Origin of the sequence: Chromohalobacter sp. 296-RDG (assembly GCF_029889885.1) — a bacterium.
Classification (GTDB): Bacteria; Pseudomonadota; Gammaproteobacteria; order Pseudomonadales; family Halomonadaceae; genus Chromohalobacter.
This window is the reverse complement of sequence record NZ_JARANY010000055.1, coordinates 1-17,175: the sequence shown is the minus strand read 5'-3', so window position 1 is coordinate 17,175 and position 17,175 is coordinate 1. Positions and strand designations below refer to the sequence as shown.

At 62.8% G+C, this 17,175-nt stretch carries 18 protein-coding genes; 11 read left to right on the top strand and 7 right to left on the bottom strand.

Going from position 1 to position 17,175, the window contains the following annotated elements; translation table 11 throughout:
- Positions 1 to 412, bottom strand: a 412-nt coding sequence (gene gloA, locus OP495_RS14235; protein ID WP_280570204.1) for a lactoylglutathione lyase, incomplete at its 3' end; no start/stop codon positions are given.
- Positions 413 to 626: 214 nt separating this feature from the next.
- Here gloA and OP495_RS14230 point away from each other — a divergent pair.
- From OP495_RS14230 to OP495_RS14220, 3 genes are read left to right on the top strand one after another with little or no spacing between them, the layout of a single operon-like run.
- Entirely contained in the window at positions 627 to 2,726 is a 2,100-nt protein-coding gene (locus OP495_RS14230; RefSeq protein WP_280570201.1) for an FUSC family protein, read from the top strand.
- Complete coding sequence (locus tag OP495_RS14225; protein ID WP_280564305.1) at positions 2,716 to 2,943, top strand: DUF1656 domain-containing protein; 228 nt, start codon at positions 2,716 to 2,718, stop codon at positions 2,941 to 2,943. Before OP495_RS14230 ends, OP495_RS14225 begins: the two co-directional genes overlap by 11 nt.
- A 4-nt stretch (positions 2,944 to 2,947) precedes the next feature.
- A complete protein-coding gene (locus tag OP495_RS14220) occupies positions 2,948 to 3,892 on the top strand; it encodes an efflux RND transporter periplasmic adaptor subunit (RefSeq protein ID WP_280570198.1) in 945 nt (314 codons plus the stop codon).
- A 46-nt stretch (positions 3,893 to 3,938) separates the two neighbouring features.
- Here OP495_RS14220 and OP495_RS14215 read toward each other — a convergent pair whose 3' ends face one another.
- Positions 3,939 to 5,276, bottom strand: coding sequence for an MFS transporter (locus tag OP495_RS14215; RefSeq protein WP_280570196.1), 1,338 nt, complete (start codon positions 5,274 to 5,276; stop codon positions 3,939 to 3,941).
- A 157-nt stretch (positions 5,277 to 5,433) separates the two neighbouring features.
- Here OP495_RS14215 and nfsA point away from each other — a divergent pair, with 157 nt between their 5' ends.
- On the top strand, positions 5,434 to 6,165 hold the full coding sequence (nfsA, locus tag OP495_RS14210; protein WP_280570194.1) for an oxygen-insensitive NADPH nitroreductase: 732 nt from the start codon (positions 5,434 to 5,436) through the stop codon (positions 6,163 to 6,165).
- Positions 6,166 to 6,228: 63 nt separating this feature from the next.
- Here the strand turns inward: nfsA and OP495_RS14205 are convergent, their stop codons facing one another.
- The gene (locus OP495_RS14205) at positions 6,229 to 7,584 is read right to left on the bottom strand and encodes a PepSY domain-containing protein (protein ID WP_280570191.1); all 1,356 of its coding nucleotides are present in this window, start codon (positions 7,582 to 7,584) and stop codon (positions 6,229 to 6,231) included.
- Positions 7,585 to 7,696: 112 nt separating this feature from the next.
- On the bottom strand, positions 7,697 to 8,089 hold the full coding sequence (locus OP495_RS14200; RefSeq protein WP_280570189.1) for a DUF2946 domain-containing protein: 393 nt from the start codon (positions 8,087 to 8,089) through the stop codon (positions 7,697 to 7,699).
- A gap of 229 nt (positions 8,090 to 8,318) precedes the next feature.
- Between OP495_RS14200 and OP495_RS14195 the strand changes: the two genes are divergently transcribed.
- From OP495_RS14195 to OP495_RS14175, 5 genes are all read left to right on the top strand, one after another.
- The gene (locus tag OP495_RS14195) at positions 8,319 to 8,657 is read left to right on the top strand and encodes a hypothetical protein (RefSeq protein WP_280570186.1); all 339 of its coding nucleotides are present in this window, start codon (positions 8,319 to 8,321) and stop codon (positions 8,655 to 8,657) included.
- A gap of 13 nt (positions 8,658 to 8,670) precedes the next feature.
- Positions 8,671 to 9,021: a DUF427 domain-containing protein gene (locus OP495_RS14190; RefSeq protein WP_280570184.1), complete on the top strand. Its 351-nt coding sequence runs from the start codon at positions 8,671 to 8,673 to the stop codon at positions 9,019 to 9,021.
- 171 nt (positions 9,022 to 9,192) lie between these two features.
- A complete protein-coding gene (gene rhtA, locus OP495_RS14185) occupies positions 9,193 to 10,086 on the top strand; it encodes a threonine/homoserine exporter RhtA (RefSeq protein WP_280564292.1) in 894 nt (297 codons plus the stop codon).
- A 91-nt stretch (positions 10,087 to 10,177) separates the two neighbouring features.
- Positions 10,178 to 11,014, top strand: coding sequence for an AraC family transcriptional regulator (locus OP495_RS14180; RefSeq protein ID WP_280570181.1), 837 nt, complete (start codon positions 10,178 to 10,180; stop codon positions 11,012 to 11,014).
- Between the two features lie 113 nt (positions 11,015 to 11,127).
- Entirely contained in the window at positions 11,128 to 11,733 is a 606-nt protein-coding gene (locus OP495_RS14175) for a LysE family translocator (protein ID WP_280570179.1), read from the top strand.
- Positions 11,734 to 11,767: 34 nt separating this feature from the next.
- On the opposite strand, the gene ampC is transcribed toward OP495_RS14175, so the two are convergent.
- Positions 11,768 to 12,934, bottom strand: coding sequence for a class C beta-lactamase (ampC, locus tag OP495_RS14170; RefSeq protein ID WP_280570177.1), 1,167 nt, complete (start codon positions 12,932 to 12,934; stop codon positions 11,768 to 11,770).
- A gap of 178 nt (positions 12,935 to 13,112) precedes the next feature.
- Here ampC and zigA point away from each other — a divergent pair, with 178 nt between their 5' ends.
- Positions 13,113 to 14,345 (top strand): zinc metallochaperone GTPase ZigA, encoded by a 1,233-nt coding sequence (gene zigA / locus OP495_RS14165; RefSeq protein WP_280570175.1) that lies wholly within the window; start codon positions 13,113 to 13,115, stop codon positions 14,343 to 14,345.
- 19 nt (positions 14,346 to 14,364) lie between these two features.
- Positions 14,365 to 15,267: a GTP cyclohydrolase FolE2 gene (gene folE2 / locus OP495_RS14160; RefSeq protein WP_280570172.1), complete on the top strand. Its 903-nt coding sequence runs from the start codon at positions 14,365 to 14,367 to the stop codon at positions 15,265 to 15,267.
- A gap of 75 nt (positions 15,268 to 15,342) precedes the next feature.
- On the opposite strand, the gene OP495_RS14155 is transcribed toward folE2, so the two are convergent.
- Positions 15,343 to 16,191: a metal ABC transporter permease gene (locus OP495_RS14155; protein ID WP_280570169.1), complete on the bottom strand. Its 849-nt coding sequence runs from the start codon at positions 16,189 to 16,191 to the stop codon at positions 15,343 to 15,345.
- Positions 16,188 to 16,910, bottom strand: a complete 723-nt coding sequence (locus OP495_RS14150; RefSeq protein ID WP_280570167.1) for a metal ABC transporter ATP-binding protein — start codon at positions 16,908 to 16,910, stop codon at positions 16,188 to 16,190. The genes OP495_RS14155 and OP495_RS14150 overlap by 4 nt, the downstream gene beginning before the upstream one ends.
- Positions 16,911 to 17,175 lie beyond the last annotated feature (265 nt).

The window sequence follows — 17,175 nt, the reverse complement described above, 5'->3', positions numbered from 1 at the left end:
GGTTGGCGTCGAACCAAGCCACGGCGGCATGTAGGTCCGGCACCGAGAAGCAGATATGCCCGAAGCCCTGTGGCTCGGCGTTGCCGTCATGATAGGCAAAGCCTTCCTGATCTTCGGTGCCCCAGTTGTGGGTCAGTTCGAGAATGCCCTTCTGCGCGAAGGTATAAGCGTTGCGCTCGGCCGGATCCTCCGGCACGGCGTCGTCATCACCGAGGTTGGCGAGGAAGTAGAGTGTGAATTGCATCTCCGGAAAATCGAGCTTGCGCAGCACACGCATCCCGAAGACCCGCGAATAGAAGGCCAGCGAACGCTCGGGGTCCTTCACTCGCAGCATGGTGTGGTTGAAACGAAAGCCCTGCGTTTCGGTCGGTGGCGTTTCGACACCGGGATGTTGCTCGCCCTGAAAACTCATCGTGCGCTCTCCTTTTCTGTCACTGCACATATCACTGCAAGGTATCCCTCCAACGTGAGGGCGACACCGCCAAATTCCAGGGCCCTCGCCGCTCAGCATGGGAGAGTGGCGGTGAAGTTAGACATACGTCGCACGAACTGAGATAATTCGCAGACTAATATTTATCTCGCTTTTCCCTGATGCGCCGGCCATTCGGTCGGGGCCGGATGACGTTATGCTGCGCATTTCCACCGATCATTGGCTATTGGCGTTACGCACCGTGCTGGCCGTCTGGCTGGCTCTTTTCCTGGCGTTGCGCCTCGACTTATACCAGCCCGCTTGGGCCATCCTCGCGGTGATGATCGTCACCCTTCAGCCAGTCATGTTCACCGGCGGTACGCCGCCCATCGGCATCATCCTCGGGCGCGGCGTGGCACGCTTCTTCGGCACGTTATTCGGCGCCATCGCCGGGCTGGTACTGATTGCGCTATTTGGCCAGCAGCCCATGCTGTATCTGCTGTTCGCGGGCGCGTGGCTTGCGTTCTGCATGTATTGGGTGATGCTCGAACAGGACGAATACCTGGGCTACGTGATGATGCTCAGCGGCTATACCGCCACGCTGGTCTCGCTGACCGCTATCGGCACGGGGGTCGATGGTATCTGGACCGTCGCGCTGGGGCGCTTCTCGGAAACCGCACTGGGCATCGGCTGCGGTGTCTTGATGCACCTGCTCATCGCCCCGCGCTTCGGGAGCCGGGCATTACCCGAGGCGCTTTCCCAATTTCTGCAAAGCGCTGCCGAAGAAACCCACGCGGCTCTGGACACACCGCGTCCCCGCGATACCCAGGACGCACGCCTCAAGACGTTGCTTGGCTATTATCAGCAGTTCGAAAAACTGCGCGGCCTCACGCGGTTGGAAACGCGGCGCCTGAGCCATTTCATCCCCGCGCTGGACCGCTTCGCCAGTGATAGCCTGGCGCTGATCACCGCCATCCGCGAGCTGGAAACCGCCATCGACTACCTGCGCGCCAGCGAAGACGGGGATCGCTGGCTGGCGCAATTGAACGCGCATTCCGCACCGCTGCTCACCGCGATCGCCGAACAACCGGCCGGCGAGCCGCTGGAAAAGCTGACGCTGCCGGACTTCGAGTGGGACGTCGACCAGGTGAGCCCCCGCAGCCGCGTGCGCGCCGAACTGGTACGTCAACGCCTTGGAGAAGTGCTCGGCCTGCTGCAGCATGGTCGACGCCTGCGTCATGCACTGAACGACCCGGCGGCGGCCAAGATTCAGACCTTACCGCGCGAAAAGCGCACCCGCACCACGCACAACGAGCACTTCGTGGCCCGCTTCAACGCCCTGCGCGTGTTCATCGCCTTCGAGTTACTGGGTCTATTCTGGGTGCACAGCGGCTGGCATTCCGGCTACCTGGCGATGATGCTGCTGGGCGTGTTCACCATGCTGTTCGCCAAGGCGCCCAATCCCGCCGCAGTGGTCTACCAGTTCATGTGGGGGAGTATCGCCGCCGTGCTTCTCGGCGGTGTCCTGCTCTTCCTGGTGCTGCCAGTCATCAACGGCTTTCCACTGCTGGCCATTGCCATCGGTATTCCGGTCATGGTCGGCACGCTGATGACACCGCATCCTCGGTGGTCGCTGATCGGTCTGGCCGGCGCCATCACCCTGATGACGCTGCTTAACCTGCAATCAACCTACAACTTCTCACCGACCCGTTACATCAACGGCGGCCTGGCATCGGTCCTCGGCACGATCGTCGCCATGACTACCTATTCGCTGATGCAGCAACGCTCTCCCGCCGAGCGCATCCGTACGCTGCTCAGTGCCTATTGGCAAGGCGTGGCGCGCCTAATGCGCGAGCCGACCTTGCCCAACCGGGCGCGTCTGGAGAGTCGCCTTTACGACCGTTTAGGGCGCATCGTCGCCTTGGGCGGCACGGATGACACGCTGCGCGAGGCGCTCGATCTGCACGCCCTGGCGTTGTGCGTATGGCGTATTCGGCGGCTACGCGAGGAGCTGGCCCCGCATCGCCAGGAACTCGAGGCCTGGTTGGATGATATCGGCCAACGCTTGATCGCGCATCGCCATCATTCGCCCGAGGTCTGGCGCCAGCTTTCCGATCAGGCCCGCGAATGGGTCGATCGCTTTTATCACGAGCCCCGGCTCTCCGTCGCCACGGCGGGGGAAATCGCCATGCTGGGGCACCTCATGCGCGAGGCGCCCGGAGTGACGCTGGAGAACCGCGCCGATAACGATGCCCAGGCCGCATCGCTTGATCGGCAAGCAACACCGCCTCGACAGGAGACGCCGCATGTTCGCTGAATGGGCCTTTCTCGGTTTTCTAGTGCCGCCGCTGGCCGTCCCCGTGCTCGTCTCGCTAAGCCTTTATCTGTTGTTGAGGCGAGTGTTCATGCGCCTCGGCGTCTATCACTGGTTCTGGCAACCGGTACTCGTGGACATCGCCCTCTACGCCCTATTGCTGTGGTCGGTACTCGCCCTGACCGGTGCCTTGCCGATCGCCCACTCACAAGAAGGATGACGCCATGACACTCTCCCCGCGTGCGCGCAAGTTCCTGCGCCCGCTGCTGACGCTGGTGATACTGGCCATCGCCGTGGTTGCCATCGCGCAGATCTGGAACCACTACATGCACGACCCCTGGACCCGCGACGGCCGTGTCCGGGCCGATGTCATCAACCTCGGCACCGACGTCTCGGGCCTGGTCGAGAACCTCCGGGTCGAGGACAACGATACCGTGCAGGCTGGCGACGTGCTGTTCACTATCGACAAGAAGCGCTACGCACTGGCGCTGGCCGAGGCAAAGGCCAACCTCAACAATCTCAAGCAGCAGCGCGCGGAAGCCAAGGCCGCCAATGCCCGTCGTCAAAAACTCGGCGACTACGCCTCGCAGGAGGACCGCGACGATGCGCGCTTCGCCTATTCAAGCGCCCAGGCCCAGGTCGAGCAGGCCGAAGTCGCGGTCAAACAGGCCAAACTTGATCTCGAACGCGCCACAGTGCGCGCCCCGGTCGACGGCTATGTCACCAACCTGCTGCTGCGCCCCGGCGAATACGTCTCGGCCGGCGAGGACGCCATCACCCTGGTCGACGCCGACAGTTTCCACGTGCTCGGCTACTTCGAGGAAACCAAGCTCGACGCCATCGACATCGGCGCTCCGGTGCGCATCCAGCTCCTGGCCAGCGACACGCCGCTGTGGGGACACGTCGACAGCATCGCACGCGGCATCTCCGACAAGAGCCTCGACAGCCAGGGCAGCGGACTGGCGAACGTCAGCACCTCCTTCGACTGGGTCCGGCTCTCGCAGCGCATCCCCGTGCGCATCGCCCTCGACGACGTCCCCGACGACGTCCAGCTTTCGGCCGGCCTCACCGCCACGGTCTATCTCAACGACACGCGTGACGAACACCGGAAAGCGTCGGATTGGCAACACAGCCTCGCGCGCTGGTGGGAATCGCTGGTCAGTATTTGACTCCGCCCCCCAGTCGTGGGCTTATCTCGTCAGCGGGGCAACGCACTCATCGCCCCGCCAACGTTTCATCCTCGGTCTCGGCTTCCGGTTCCGCCTCCATTTCCAGCGCCAGTTCCAGTTGCCCTTCTTCCTGCGCGGCTTCCTCCGTCCAGGCCGTGCCCAGCGGCGTGGTGTCCGAGGCGACCATCACGTAGTGGCCCTGTTCGGGCGATTCGCTGGTCGGGTAATGACGAATGCAATAGAGCCCGAACAACACCATGACGACATGCATGATGGCCAGATCCCACAGGAAGCCATCCGGCCCCAACCATTCCATCAGCACCCCGGCGCTGGCCGGCCCCAGAATCGCGCCGATCCCCAACGCCAGGACGAGACTCGCACTGGCCGCCACGGTCTGCTGATCGGTCAAGAAGTCGTTGGCGCAGGCCAGAAAGATCGAGTAGAGCGTAAGCGTCGTCGCACCCAGCAGTGCCCCAAGCAGGGTCAGCGCCAGGGACGACCAGCCGCTGGCGAGTGCACCAACCAGCGCCAGCATCACCGCGACGAAGGCGACGCCGACGATCACCCACTGCCGGTCGGCCTTGTCGGATAGCTTGCCCAGCGGCCACTGCAGGATCGCACCGCCGAAGATGAAGGCGCTCATGAAGACCGAGACCTGGGCGACACTCAAGCCGCTGTTGGTGGCGAACACCGCGCCCATACCGAAGACGGCACCATTGGTGATGCCGGTCATGAAGCAGCCCACCGTACCCAGTGGCGAGAGCCGATACAGCGCGCGCAGGCTCATCGCCTCGGGCTGACTGAGTTCGGGCTGCGGCGTGTAGCTGATCAAGATCGGTACCAAGGCAAGCGAGACCAGAATCGACACCAGCAGAAACAACGCCATGCCCGAAGGATCGGCACTGCCCAGCAGCAATTGCCCACCGCCCATGCCGAGATAGCTGATCACCATGTAGATCGCCAGCAGGCGTCCCCGAAGCCGGTTGGAGGCATAACCGTTCAGCCAGCTTTCAGCGACGACGTAGAGCCCCGCGTACGTAAAACCGGTGACGAAGCGCATGGCCGCCCACACCAATGGCTCGACGAACAAGGCGTGAATCAGGATCGCCACCGAGGTGATCGACGCCAGCGCCGCGAAGACACGCACATGGCCGACTTCGCGCAGCTTGCGTGGCGTCAGCACCGAGCCCACTAGAAAGCCCACGAAGTAGGACGACATCACCAGTCCCGTGACCGTGTTGCCGAAATCCGCTGCCGACGCCCGTACCCCGAGCAGCGAGCCCTGCAGGCCATTGCCCATCATCAAAAGCCCTACGCCGAGCAAGAGCGTCCACAGGCTCCAGGCGGCAGACAACGTGGTCGGACGAGCGGTCGCAGCCTTCATCGCGTCGATCCCTGGTCGGTGAGAGAACATACTACCTTCAGGATAATACCCCGCCCTGGCGAGAGATATGGCGCACTGACGCGCCACCTAGTGAGAGACAGCCGGTATATGCGGTATACTTATTAGTAAGCTAATAAAATCATCCACGCGAGGTTGCATGAATCCCGTCATCGAATTGCTCAATCAACACCGCTCGATCCGCCGCTTCACCGACCGCAAGATTCCCGATGACCTTCTGCGGGATCTCCTTCAGGCCGGCCAGAGCGCCGCGACCTCGAGCCATGTGCAGGCCTACAGCGTCATTCACGTGAAGGATCCGGCCAATCGCGAGACCATCGCCGGCTTGGCTGGCGGACAGGACTACATCGCCACCTGTTCCGACTTCCTGGTCTTCTGCGCCGATATGAAGCGCCCCGCCGACGCCGCCGAACGCGCCGGTGCCGACGCTACCCGCGGTATGACCGAGCAAATGCTAGTCGCCAGCGTAGACGCCGCGCTCATGGCGCAGAACGTCGTGGTCGCCGCCGAATCCGAAGGCCTGGGTATTTGCTACATCGGCGGTCTTCGCAACAATCCGCAAGCCGTGAGCGACCTGCTGCACCTGCCCGAGCACGTCTACCCGGTTTTCGGCCTGTGCCTGGGTTATCCGGATCAGTCCCCGGAGGTCAAACCCCGCCTGCCGGTCGACGCCATCCTCAAGGAAGACTACTACCGCGACGATCAGCCCCACGTCGCCACCTTCGACGCCACCATGCGCGACTACTACCAGGCGCGTGGCAGTGCTCAGAAAGACACTACCTGGTCGCAGAACCTCACGCCGCTGTTCGAGCACAAGGTGCGCCCGCACATGCGTGACTTCCTCGTCTCGCGCGGTTTCGAGATGAAATGAATGACGATCGCGCCCGCCCTCGCGTGACACGGGCGGGCGCAACGGTCATCGGCGACTGCCTGGCTAAGCGGTCGTCGCGGCGCGCCTGGCGCCGCGGCGGCGCACCAGCGCATCCACCATCGCCATGACGATCATCGAGGCGCCTACCAGCGGGAAGATAACGCCACCGATGGCGAGCAACGCCAGCACGCCGCGCAAGCGGCGGGGGTCCTTGGGTTCGGGGGGAATCCCCAGCTTGCCGCTCGGTCGACGCTTCCACCACATCACGCCCGAGGAAACACACAGCAGTACGATCCCAGCGCAGGCCAGCGCTAAAATCAGCTGATTGGCGACCCCGTACTGCTGCCCCATATGGACGTTGATGCCCCACTCCAGCGACTTGCCCAGCGGACCGTAGTCGGCGTAGTTCATGTCCAGAAGCGGCTCGCCGCTGTACTGATCCAGGTGCACAACGCGCTGTCGCGAGAGATCGTCAGGGTAGATCGAGCCGGTATAGACCCCGCTGGAGCTACTTGGCAGGCTGACGGCATAGCCGGGAGCCAGTCCCAGATCGTCGAATGCCGCCACTGCGCCATTCATTCCGATGTTCGGCGCGCTCTCGCCTTGGGGTGTCGACTCCGGCAAGCGCGCCTGTTCCAGCGACCAGGGCGTCGTTTCCCGCTCCGCCAGCCGTTCGTCAGAGACCGGCACGTTGACGCGCACCCCGTCCGGATAACCGACATTGTGGCCATTGGCGAGTTCGTTGACCTTGCTACCCCACACCGTGGTCCAGGGCATGCCGGTCACGGCGAGAAAGAGAATGAAGCCCCCCACGAAGACGCCAGTGACAGCGTGCAGATCACGCCAAAAGACCCGCTTCGCCGGAGTTGCGCGTACCGACATCACGCCCCCGCGCCGGCCGCGCGGCCACCACAGATAGAGACCGGTCAACACCAGTAGAATCGACCAGCCACCGACGATCTCGATGACCATGCTCGCCGTCTCGCCGAAGTAAGAGAGGCTGTGGATAGACCGCACGATCCACATCACGCTGCCCTGATAGGGAATCGTGCCGGTGATCTGGCCAGTATAGGGATCGACATAGACCGCTTGTCTGCTATCGCCCGTGGCGATGTCCACCTCCGCGGCGAGATTCGGTGCCGCCGGCGGCACATAACGGAACGCCTCGCCGGGATACGCCGCCACGGCGGCATCGAGCTGTTGCTGCGGCGCTACCGTCGGCGACGACTGCGCCTCGACGCGCACGATATCCGCATTGAGCCACTGGCCGATCTCATCCTTGAAGAGGTAGAGCCCACCGGTCACCGCCAGCGAAATTAGAAAGGGAATCGCGATGAGACCCGCGTAGAAATGCCAACGCCAGACCGCCCGATAAAGGTCGCCGGCGGCACGTGAAGAACGAGAAGAAGGACGAGACATAAAGCCCCCATATAGCGTGCCGTTGACTACCAGCAGGTAGCCGCATTCATCATTGGTCGACGACCCTGAGCAAGCATCGGCTTGCAGGCGCTAGGCTCGGGGTCGAGACCGCTTATGCGTGATGGTGTGCGGGCGGCGGCGCGCGGGTCAGCGCGTTGGGGAAGGTGGTCGTCACAGCCTGGGAAGCAAGCACGCTCGGCACACGTGGCGCAATGACGGCAGCGTTGGCCGCTATCGAGATGGTGGACACACCCTCGATAACCGGAAAATGGCCGAATAGCGAGCAATACGGGCACTGATCATGGAGCCCGGCCGACTCGACGTGGCCACTCGATGGCGGACCCTGTCCAGCCTCGACATGCATCGTCATGTGCGCGGGCATCGCGTCATGCCGCAGAGACGCGCTGGCCTGCCCGACCACCGGACCGCATACCACCAGCAGCATGGCGAATAGGCTCAGCCAGGCGGTGAAACGACGCGTGGATGTACGCAAGAAAAAGAACATGGTCGCGACCGGTGGGTTGTTCAGAGGCGTGCCATACTATCGCGGCTCTCGCCCCAACACAGCCGGACGAGCGCGCGGGTCCAAAGGGCGCGCGATGCCATGCGCCTGTACCTCGGGCCAGAGGCGGCCTGCGGCGCTATGACGCGAGGCAGGGTGCGACAATCCGCCTCGTGGGTCGACCGCGCGTCGCGGCGCTTTATTCCGATTTTTCACCCAAGGAGAGTTCATCATGCGCACCATCGGTTTACTCGGCGGTATGAGCTGGGAGTCCACCGAAAGCTACTATCGCGCGCTGAATGAGGGCGTGAAGCAAGCTCTAGGGGGCTTGCACTCAGCGAAGGTGGCGATGGTGAGCGTGGACTTCGCCGAGATCGAGACTCTGCAGCGCGAAGGGCGCTGGGACGCGGCCGGAGAGGCGCAGGCAGTGATCCTCGGCTGCACCGAGATCGCCATGCTGATCAAGGCGACCGACACCCATGTGCCGCTCTACGACACCACGGCACTGCATGCCGCGGCCGCCGTGACACGCGCACTCGCTGGATCCTCCTTGTCAACAGACACTCAATAGCTCGGGAGGCCCCATGTCCGCAGACACTACTCAAGACCGCATCAGCCTGCACCCGCACGCTCGACGTGTGCGGGTGTGGGACGGCGACACATTGATCGCCGACAGTACCCGCGCCGTCGAACTACGCGAACGCGGTTATCCCCCGCGCCAGTACCTGCCCGAAAGCGACGTGCACATGGCGCATCTCGTCCACTCCGCCAACGTGACGCACTGCCCCTTCAAGGGCGACGCCATCTACTTCAGTGTGACGGCACACCCCGACATCGCCTGGCAATACGCCAACCCGCTGGCGGACATGGCGGCGATTGCCGACCGACTGGCATTCGATGACAGGGCATTGGATGTACGCGTCGAGAAAGCGTAATCTGAGCGGCTTATTTTAGATATTCGTGTACCTGATGGCGTCGCGACGACGCTACTCGAGTTGCTGCTGGCTGCATGGTATTTACCGCGACTCTCTCGCCTGCCAGCGCTCGGTCATGTTGTCACTGACAACGTCGGGAAGGAACCATGCCGCACACACAAGGGAGGTGTCATGTCAGCCGTCGCGCGTGAATTGCTCGCCAAGATCTGGCCGGTGGCCATACTGATCGTGGCGATGTGCTCGATCCAGACCGGCGCCTCCATCGCCAAGACCCTGTTTCCGGTCATCGGCGCCACTGGCACGACCTCGATTCGCCTGATTCTCGCCGCGCTGATACTGCTGATCGTCATGCGCCCCTGGCGCCAGCGATTCAGCCGCCGCGCCTGGAAGTCGACCGTGATCTACGGCGTAGCACTGGGCGTCATGAACCTGCTTTTTTACCAGGCGCTGCAGACCGTGCCGCTGGGGATCGCAGTGGCGCTGGAGTTCACTGGGCCGCTCGCCGTGGCGATACTCTCCTCGCGACGCTGGCTGGACCTGCTATGGGTGGCATTCGCCGTGCTCGGCCTGGCGTTCCTTCTACTGCTGGGCGATGACAGCAACGGCCCGGTCGATCCCTACGGCGCGGCTTGCGCGCTGGGCGCAGGCGTCTGCTGGGCACTGTATATCCTGTTCGGGCAAAAGGCGGGCTCGGTCAACGGCGCCCAGAGCGCCACGCTGGGCATCACCATCGCCGCGGTGGTGATCGCCCCTGTCGGGCTGATCGACGTCGGCCCGGCGATTTTCGCGCCGGACGTCCTCCCGCTGGCACTCGCCGTCGCCGTGCTTTCCACCGCCCTGCCCTACACGCTCGAAATGGTGGCGTTGCCGCGCCTGCCGACCCAGACCTTCGGTACTCTGATGAGCCTGGAACCGGCGATCGGTGCGCTCTCCGGCCTGCTGTTCCTGAGCCAGCTCCTGAGTGGCCTGCAATGGCTGGCCATCGGCCTGATCATCGTCGCCTCGATCGGCACCACGCTGACGGTGCGCCGGCGCGATACCTTCGAAACGCCGGCGCCGGACTGATACGCCCAGGTTGCACAAACGTTCCAGACAATCGTCGCTCACACTGGCATGCTAGAACCAGCTCAGCATGATGATTTAGCGGGAGGCTGGGATGACATCGACGAACTGGATCGACCTGCAAAAGGATGGCGATACGGGTATCGAGACAATCCGCGCGCATTTCGAGGGCCATGCCTACGACCCGCACTGGCACGACAGTTATCTGGTTGGTTTCACCGAGCAAGGTGTGCAGCAGTTTCACTGTCGGCGCTGGCGACACGATAGTACGCCGGGACGTCTCTTCTTCGTCGAACCAGGCGAGATTCACGACGGCCACGCGCCGGCGCGTGGCGGCTTCACATACTCCATGCTCTATCTTGACGCAGACTGGTTGCAACGCGAGCTTCGCCATTTCGGGACGCCGGGCGTCGTCTCGGGGGAGCCAGGGTTCGCCTCGACACTGGTCGACGACTCGCCCTTGATCGCTGCCGTCGCCAACGCCTTCACTACACTGCGCGCACCGAGCACACGGCTCCAGCGCGATGCCGCACTCGATACGCTACTGCAAGGCATGGTCCCGCATCTGGGCTGGCGTCAGCGACGCTGGGACAACGATCCGCGTCTGCCCCGCGTCGCGCGACATGCCCAGGCATATCTACACGCCCACAGTGGGGACGATATCGGCCTGCAGACGCTCGCCGAGCATTGCGGTGTCGACCGCTTTCGCTTGACCCGCGCCTTCAAAGCCGCCTTCGGCCTGGCGCCCCATGCCTATCTGGTGCAACTACGCTTGAGCCTCGCTCGCCAGCGCCTTGCCACCGGTGAATCGCCTGCCATAGTGGCCAGCCAACTGGGCTTCGCCGATCAGAGTCATCTGGGCCGCTGGTTTCGACGCGCCTACGGTTTGACGCCGGCCGACTACCGGCGCCGTTGCCAGCCACCGAACTGAGCCCACCGTCGCGCTTCTCAGCGAGCCTGAATCGCGTCGCTGCTCAAACCTTCCAGACGCGAATGCTCACCGACGGCATAGTAGCGCAATCCCTACTATTTACGGAGTTACCCATGTCGTCCTGGTTGCCCTTCACACTTTTCGCCTTCGTGGCCTCGATCACGCCGGGGCCGACCAACTTGCTGATCCTGACGCAAGGCTCACGCCAGGGCTGGAAGCGCGCACTACCAGCGGTATTCGGTGCCAGCTTGGCGGCGGCCATGATCGTGCTGGTCGTCGGCGGTGGCCTGGCGAATACGCTGCTGGCCTATCCCCTCGTTCGCCAAATCATGGCGTTAGTCGGTGTGGCCTGGTTGAGCTGGCTGGCCTGGAAACTCTATTGCAGCCAGCCGCCGACGCTGGAAAACGACACCTCCTACCGGGCACCGCACTTTGGCGCCTTGCAGGCCGCCGGCTTGCAACTGGTCAACCCCAAGACCTGGATGATGGCGCTCTCGGTGGTCAGTGTGTTCACCGATGGCGCTTCCAGCATGGCGCACGTTGCCGTGCTGGCGCTCATCTTCGGCGGCGTTGCCGTACCCTGCCTGGCGAGTTGGGCGCTGATGGGCAGCGGCGTTGGCCGGCTGTTCCGTACGACACGGCAGTGGCGATGGTTCAACCGGGGGCTAGCCCTTCTGCTGCTGGGCGTGGCGTGGTGGAGCCTGTTGATGCCGAGCTAAGGTGCACACCGAGCCACTATGGCGAATCCACCCACTACGGTGCGTCGATCACGCCAAGGCCGGAGAGAATGCGATAAGCCGCCTCGACGCGAGCGCCATTGGGGTAATTCTTGTTGGCCAGCATCACCAACCCCGTCTGTTCGCCTGGCAGCATCACGACATAGCCGCCGAAGCCGTTGGTGGAGCCGGTCTTGTTGATCCAGACATCGTCGCGTGGCGCTTGTGGCGGCGCGATGGCCTCGGCTGCGTTGGGCTCGAGGATCATGTCATAGCCGTTGCCGGCAAGCAGCGTGTCGAGCGCGACGGGGAGTGGGTACTGCTCCCAAATCAGATCCTGCGTCATGTCGCCGACTCGGTAATAACCCTGGCGGGTGGCGTCGATGGCCTGCTGAAGCTCAGCGTCGATATCCGCGAGATGCAGGTTGGCTCGTACCAGCTTGGCTAGATCGCCGACCGTGGTCTTGATGCCATAGGCTTCATCGTCGAGCACGCCGGGGGCCACGCGACTCGGCTGGCCGTCCTTGTTCTCGCCCATAGCGTAATCAGCCATATGATCGTCGGGAACGTCGTACCAAGTGTGCTGCAATCCCAGCGGCTCTAGCACATGCGAACGCATCGCCGACACGAACTCACTATCCAGACTCGCCGCCGTTTCCACGCCGAGTAGCCCGATGCCGAGATTGGAGTAGGTGCGGCTCTCGCCGATGGGCTCGTTTGGCTGCCAGTCTCGATACCAGGCCATCAGCGATGCGTTATCGGTGACTTCATCCGGCACGAACAGCGGCAGTCCGCCGCCGGTGTGGGTACCGAGATCAAGGCCGCTGATTTCATCGAAGGCGCTGCCCTCGAGTTCGGGCAGATAGCGACTCACCGGGGCGTCGAGATCGAGCTTGCCCTCGACGGCGGCCAACGAGGCCAGGGTCGCGGTCAAGGTCTTGCTGAGCGAACCGATCTCGAACAAGGTGTCGTTGTCGAGCGCTGAGCTTGTCTCGCGGTCGGCGACACCGTAATGGGCGATCGTCGTGCCCTGCGGGCCAACGAGGGCGACCGCCATACCGGGGATATGTTGCGCCTCCATCAAGGAGTCGACGATAGGATCGAGCACCTCGCGGACTTGCTTTTCCGGCGCTTCGCCCTGCGCCAGGGCCGCGTTCGCCCCATTCAACAGCACCAGTGTCCCGCCCAGCACCCATCCTTTCATTGCGCTTCCTGCCTCACGTCGATAAGCCAAATCCCTAGGCGAGTATCATGCGGCAAAAAACTCAACGCTGGAATATCTGGGTTGCATATATGTTATGATATAACATAATTAAACATGCCGCCACGAAGACCGAGGCATCGCGGGAAACGCATCATCAACAGACAAGAGGAGAAACAGAGTGCCGTCATCGCAGACAACACTCCCGGTTACCGTCTTATCCGGCTTTCTAGGTGCCGGCAAGACCACGCTGCTCAACCATATTCTCGCCAACCGTGAAGGACGCCGCGTGGCGGTGATCGTCAACGACATGAGCGAGGTCAACATTGATGCCGCGCTGGTCCGGGGGGCGCCCACCGAGCCACATGAGGATCAAGGCGCGGTGACGCTCAACCGGGCCGATGAGCGCCTGGTTGAGATGAGCAATGGCTGTATCTGCTGCACCCTGCGCGAAGATCTACTGGTCGAGGTGCGGCGCCTGGCCGCTGAGGGGCGCTTCGATCATCTGGTGATCGAGTCCACGGGCATCTCCGAACCACTGCCGGTGGCTGAAACCTTCACCTTCACGGACGAAGGCGGGCAAAGCCTCTCGCAGGTCGCCCGCCTGGATACGCTGGTCACCGTGGTGGACGGCGTCAATTTCCTTTCCCAGTATCACGAGGCCCAGTCGTTGGCCGAAGCCGGGGAAAGCCTCGGCGAGGACGACGAACGCAATGTCGCCGACCTGCTGGTCGATCAGGTCGAGTTCTGCGATGTCTTGCTGATCAGCAAGACGGATCTGCTCGAAACCCAGCAGTTAAATGAGCTGACGGCGGTGCTGCGCTCACTCAACCCCGAGGCTGAGCTGATTCCCATGACGCATGGCCAGGTAACGCTGGACAAGGTCCTGGATACCGGGCGCTTCAGTTTCGAGCGCGCCCAACAGGCCCCGGGATGGCTGAAGGAAATGCGCGGTGAACACGTGCCGGAAACCGAGGAATACGGTATCTCGAGCTTCACCTATCATGCCCGACGCCCTTTTCATCCGCAGAAATTCTACGCGCTGATTCATGGCGAGGGCTTCGACGCCACGCTACTGCGTTCCAAGGGCTTTTTCTGGCTGGCTACGCGGCCGCAACACGTCGGGCAATGGAGCCAGGCCGGTGGCATCGCCCATTACGGTTTCGCTGGGATGTTCTGGAAAGCCGTACCCGAATCGCATTGGCCCGACGACCCCGAATATCGACAGGCGATCATGGAAAAATGGCAGGAACCGTTCGGCGACATGCGCCAGGAATTGGTCTTCATCGGCCAACGCCTGAATCAGGCACAAATGCGCCAGGCGCTCGACGCCTGCTTGTTGAGCGAAGAGGAAATGCTCGCCGGCAATACGCACTGGCAGACACTGCCCGACCCCTTTCCAGCCTGGGACTGATAAACGCATGCAAGAGCCCATGAACCCACATACATTGCACGACGTGGCCAACGGTGCGTCCGACTTGGAAGGCCCCCTTGCCTGGGTCGGGATGGAGGACATCGCGCTACCGTTTCGCCTGGCGAACAGTGCCGTCAACGGTCGAGCCTCGGCCGGTGTTTCCCTGGACGCCACCTCGGCGCGAGGCATTCATATGTCGCGTCTCTATATGGCGCTAGAGGCCCTGGAACACGAGGAAGTGACGCTGTCACGCCTGGGCGCGGTATTGCAGCGTTTTCTGGATAGCCATGACGACTTGTCCAATACCGCCTTTCTCGATCTGAGCGGTGACGTCCTGATCAAGCGCCCTGCATTGATCAGCCCACGCGCGGGCTGGAAGGCATATCCCTGTGCGTTGCGCTGCCGCCAAGATGCACGGGGCATGCAGGCGACGCTCGAGATCACGATCGGCTATTCCTCGACCTGCCCCTGCTCGGCGGCCCTCGCACGCCAATCGATCCAGCAAGCGTTCGACGAGGACTTCACCGACATGCCGATCAGCCACGACGCCGTCAGGGCGTGGCTGGGCAGCGAGCAGGGTATCCTGGCGACGCCGCATAGCCAGCGCAGCCAGGCGCATCTCTCACTGCGCCTGGCCGGCGATCTAGAGGCTCTGCCCGTGACGGCGCTGATCGACACGGTCGAGGACGCGCTGGGCACGGCCTTGCAGACGGCCGTCAAACGTGTCGATGAGCAAGCATTCGCCCTGGCCAATGGTCAGAACTTGATGTTCTGCGAGGATGCGGCGCGCCGTGTACGGCATGCCCTGCAAGCGCGCGACGAGGTACAGGGTTTCCAGGTACGCATCGTGCACGCCGAAAGCCTGCATGCTCATGATGCAGTGGCGCATGCAGAATGGAACTGGACACCCGCGTACCCCTGATGCGGTGCGTGGCAGCCCCTATGCTCCGAGCCCGTCCAACAGAAGGGCTCGTAGTCTCCGGCCCAACCTGATATGTCAGGCTCGACCTGAAGCGTCTCTGCGCCCGGCGCGGGAGGCCATGACACGCCATAGCAAGCGTCGGGCATTCGCGATCACGCCCGCCAGCGCAAACAAGGCTGCCGCGAGACTGACGATGGTGGGGCCCGTCGGCGTATCGAACCAGTAAGCCGTCTGCAGCCCGCCGACGGCGGCCGTCATGCCGACCAGGGCCGCGGCCACCACCATGGCCTCCGGCGTGCGGCTGAACGTGCGTGCCGTCGCAGCGGGAATGATCAACAAGGCAGCGATCAGCAATACGCCGACGACCTTCAAGGCAACGGCCACCACGATGGCCAGCGACAAGGTGAGAATGAGCTGTTCGCGTTGCGGGTCGATGCCACTGGCATGGGCCAGATCCGCATTGAGCGTCGCGGTCAGCAGGCGCGACCAGCGCCATCCCATCAATGCCATGACCAGGGCCGCGCCTCCCCAGATGACGGCAAGGTCGGCCTTGCCAACGGCCAGGATATCGCCGAACAGGTAGGCCATCAGATCGATGCGTACGCCGGAAACGAAGGACACCGCCACCAGGCCCAATGCCAGCGACGAATGCGCCATGACGCCCAGGAGCGTATCCATGGCATACCCCTTGCCGCTCAGCAGCGATACGATCGTGGCCATGAGCAGCGACACCACCAGCACGCCAGCGAAGATCGACGTCGACAGCAACAGGGCGAGCGCCACGCCCAGGATAGCGGCATGCGCGGTCGCATCACCGAAAAAGGCCATGCGCCGCCACACGACCAGACACCCCAGCGGCGCGGCCGCCAAGGCAACGCCCACGCCGGCCAGGGTCGCACGTACCAGGAAGTCATCGAATATCACGGGGACATCTCCAGAGAGGGACGAGAATGGTGGTGGCGGTATAGCGCCAAGGCATCTTCGTCATCGAGGCCGAACATGGCGCGATATTCAGGTGAGGCGGCAACCCGTTCCGGCGTACCCGCACAACAGATGGAACGGTTTAGACACACCACGCGATCCGAGGCCCGCATCACGACATGCAGTTCGTGGCTGACCATCAGGACGGCGCATCCCAATTCATGGCGTACCCGCTCGATCTGGCGATAGAAGTCAGCCATTCCCTGCTGATCGAGCCCCTGAGTCGCCTCGTCGAGAATCAATAAATCGGGAGACGAAAGCAACGCACGCGCCAGCAGAACGCGCTGAAACTGGCCGCCCGAGAGGTCGCTAATCTGGCTGCTGGCCTGCTGAGTGACGCCTGCACGGTCGAGCGCTGTCTCGATCTCGTGCCTTGGTCGCCGGCGCGGCAGTCGCATCAATCTAGACACCGTCATCGGCAAGGTCGCATCGAGGTGTAAACGTTGCGGCACATAGCCAATGACCATGCCCGGCGACTTGTCGATATAGCCTCGTTGCGGCGCCAATGCGCCGATAATGCTTTTCAACAAGGTCGTTTTACCCGAGCCATTGGGTCCCACGATGGTGACGATTTCGCCCCGCTCGAGGGTCAGGTGAACATTCTCCAACACGAGATGACCGCCGAGGGCGAGATCCAGTGCAGCTATCGATAGCAGACTCATAGGGTATCCGGATGCATACGTCGTTGCGCCACGAAGAGATGACGCTACGAATGAAAGAAAGGGTTGCGCCTTGCGCTTTAAATTATGTTATACCATAACATGATGGTGTTCAATACACGTTCATACATGCTTGGAGATCCGTTCGATGCAGCGTTTCAGTCCCTACCTGGCGGCACTACTCATGTCGCCAGTCATGTCGCCGGCCGCCGCGTCCGCCGCCGTCCCTTCCGTCGCAGTCGATATCCCACCGGTCTATTCGCTGGTC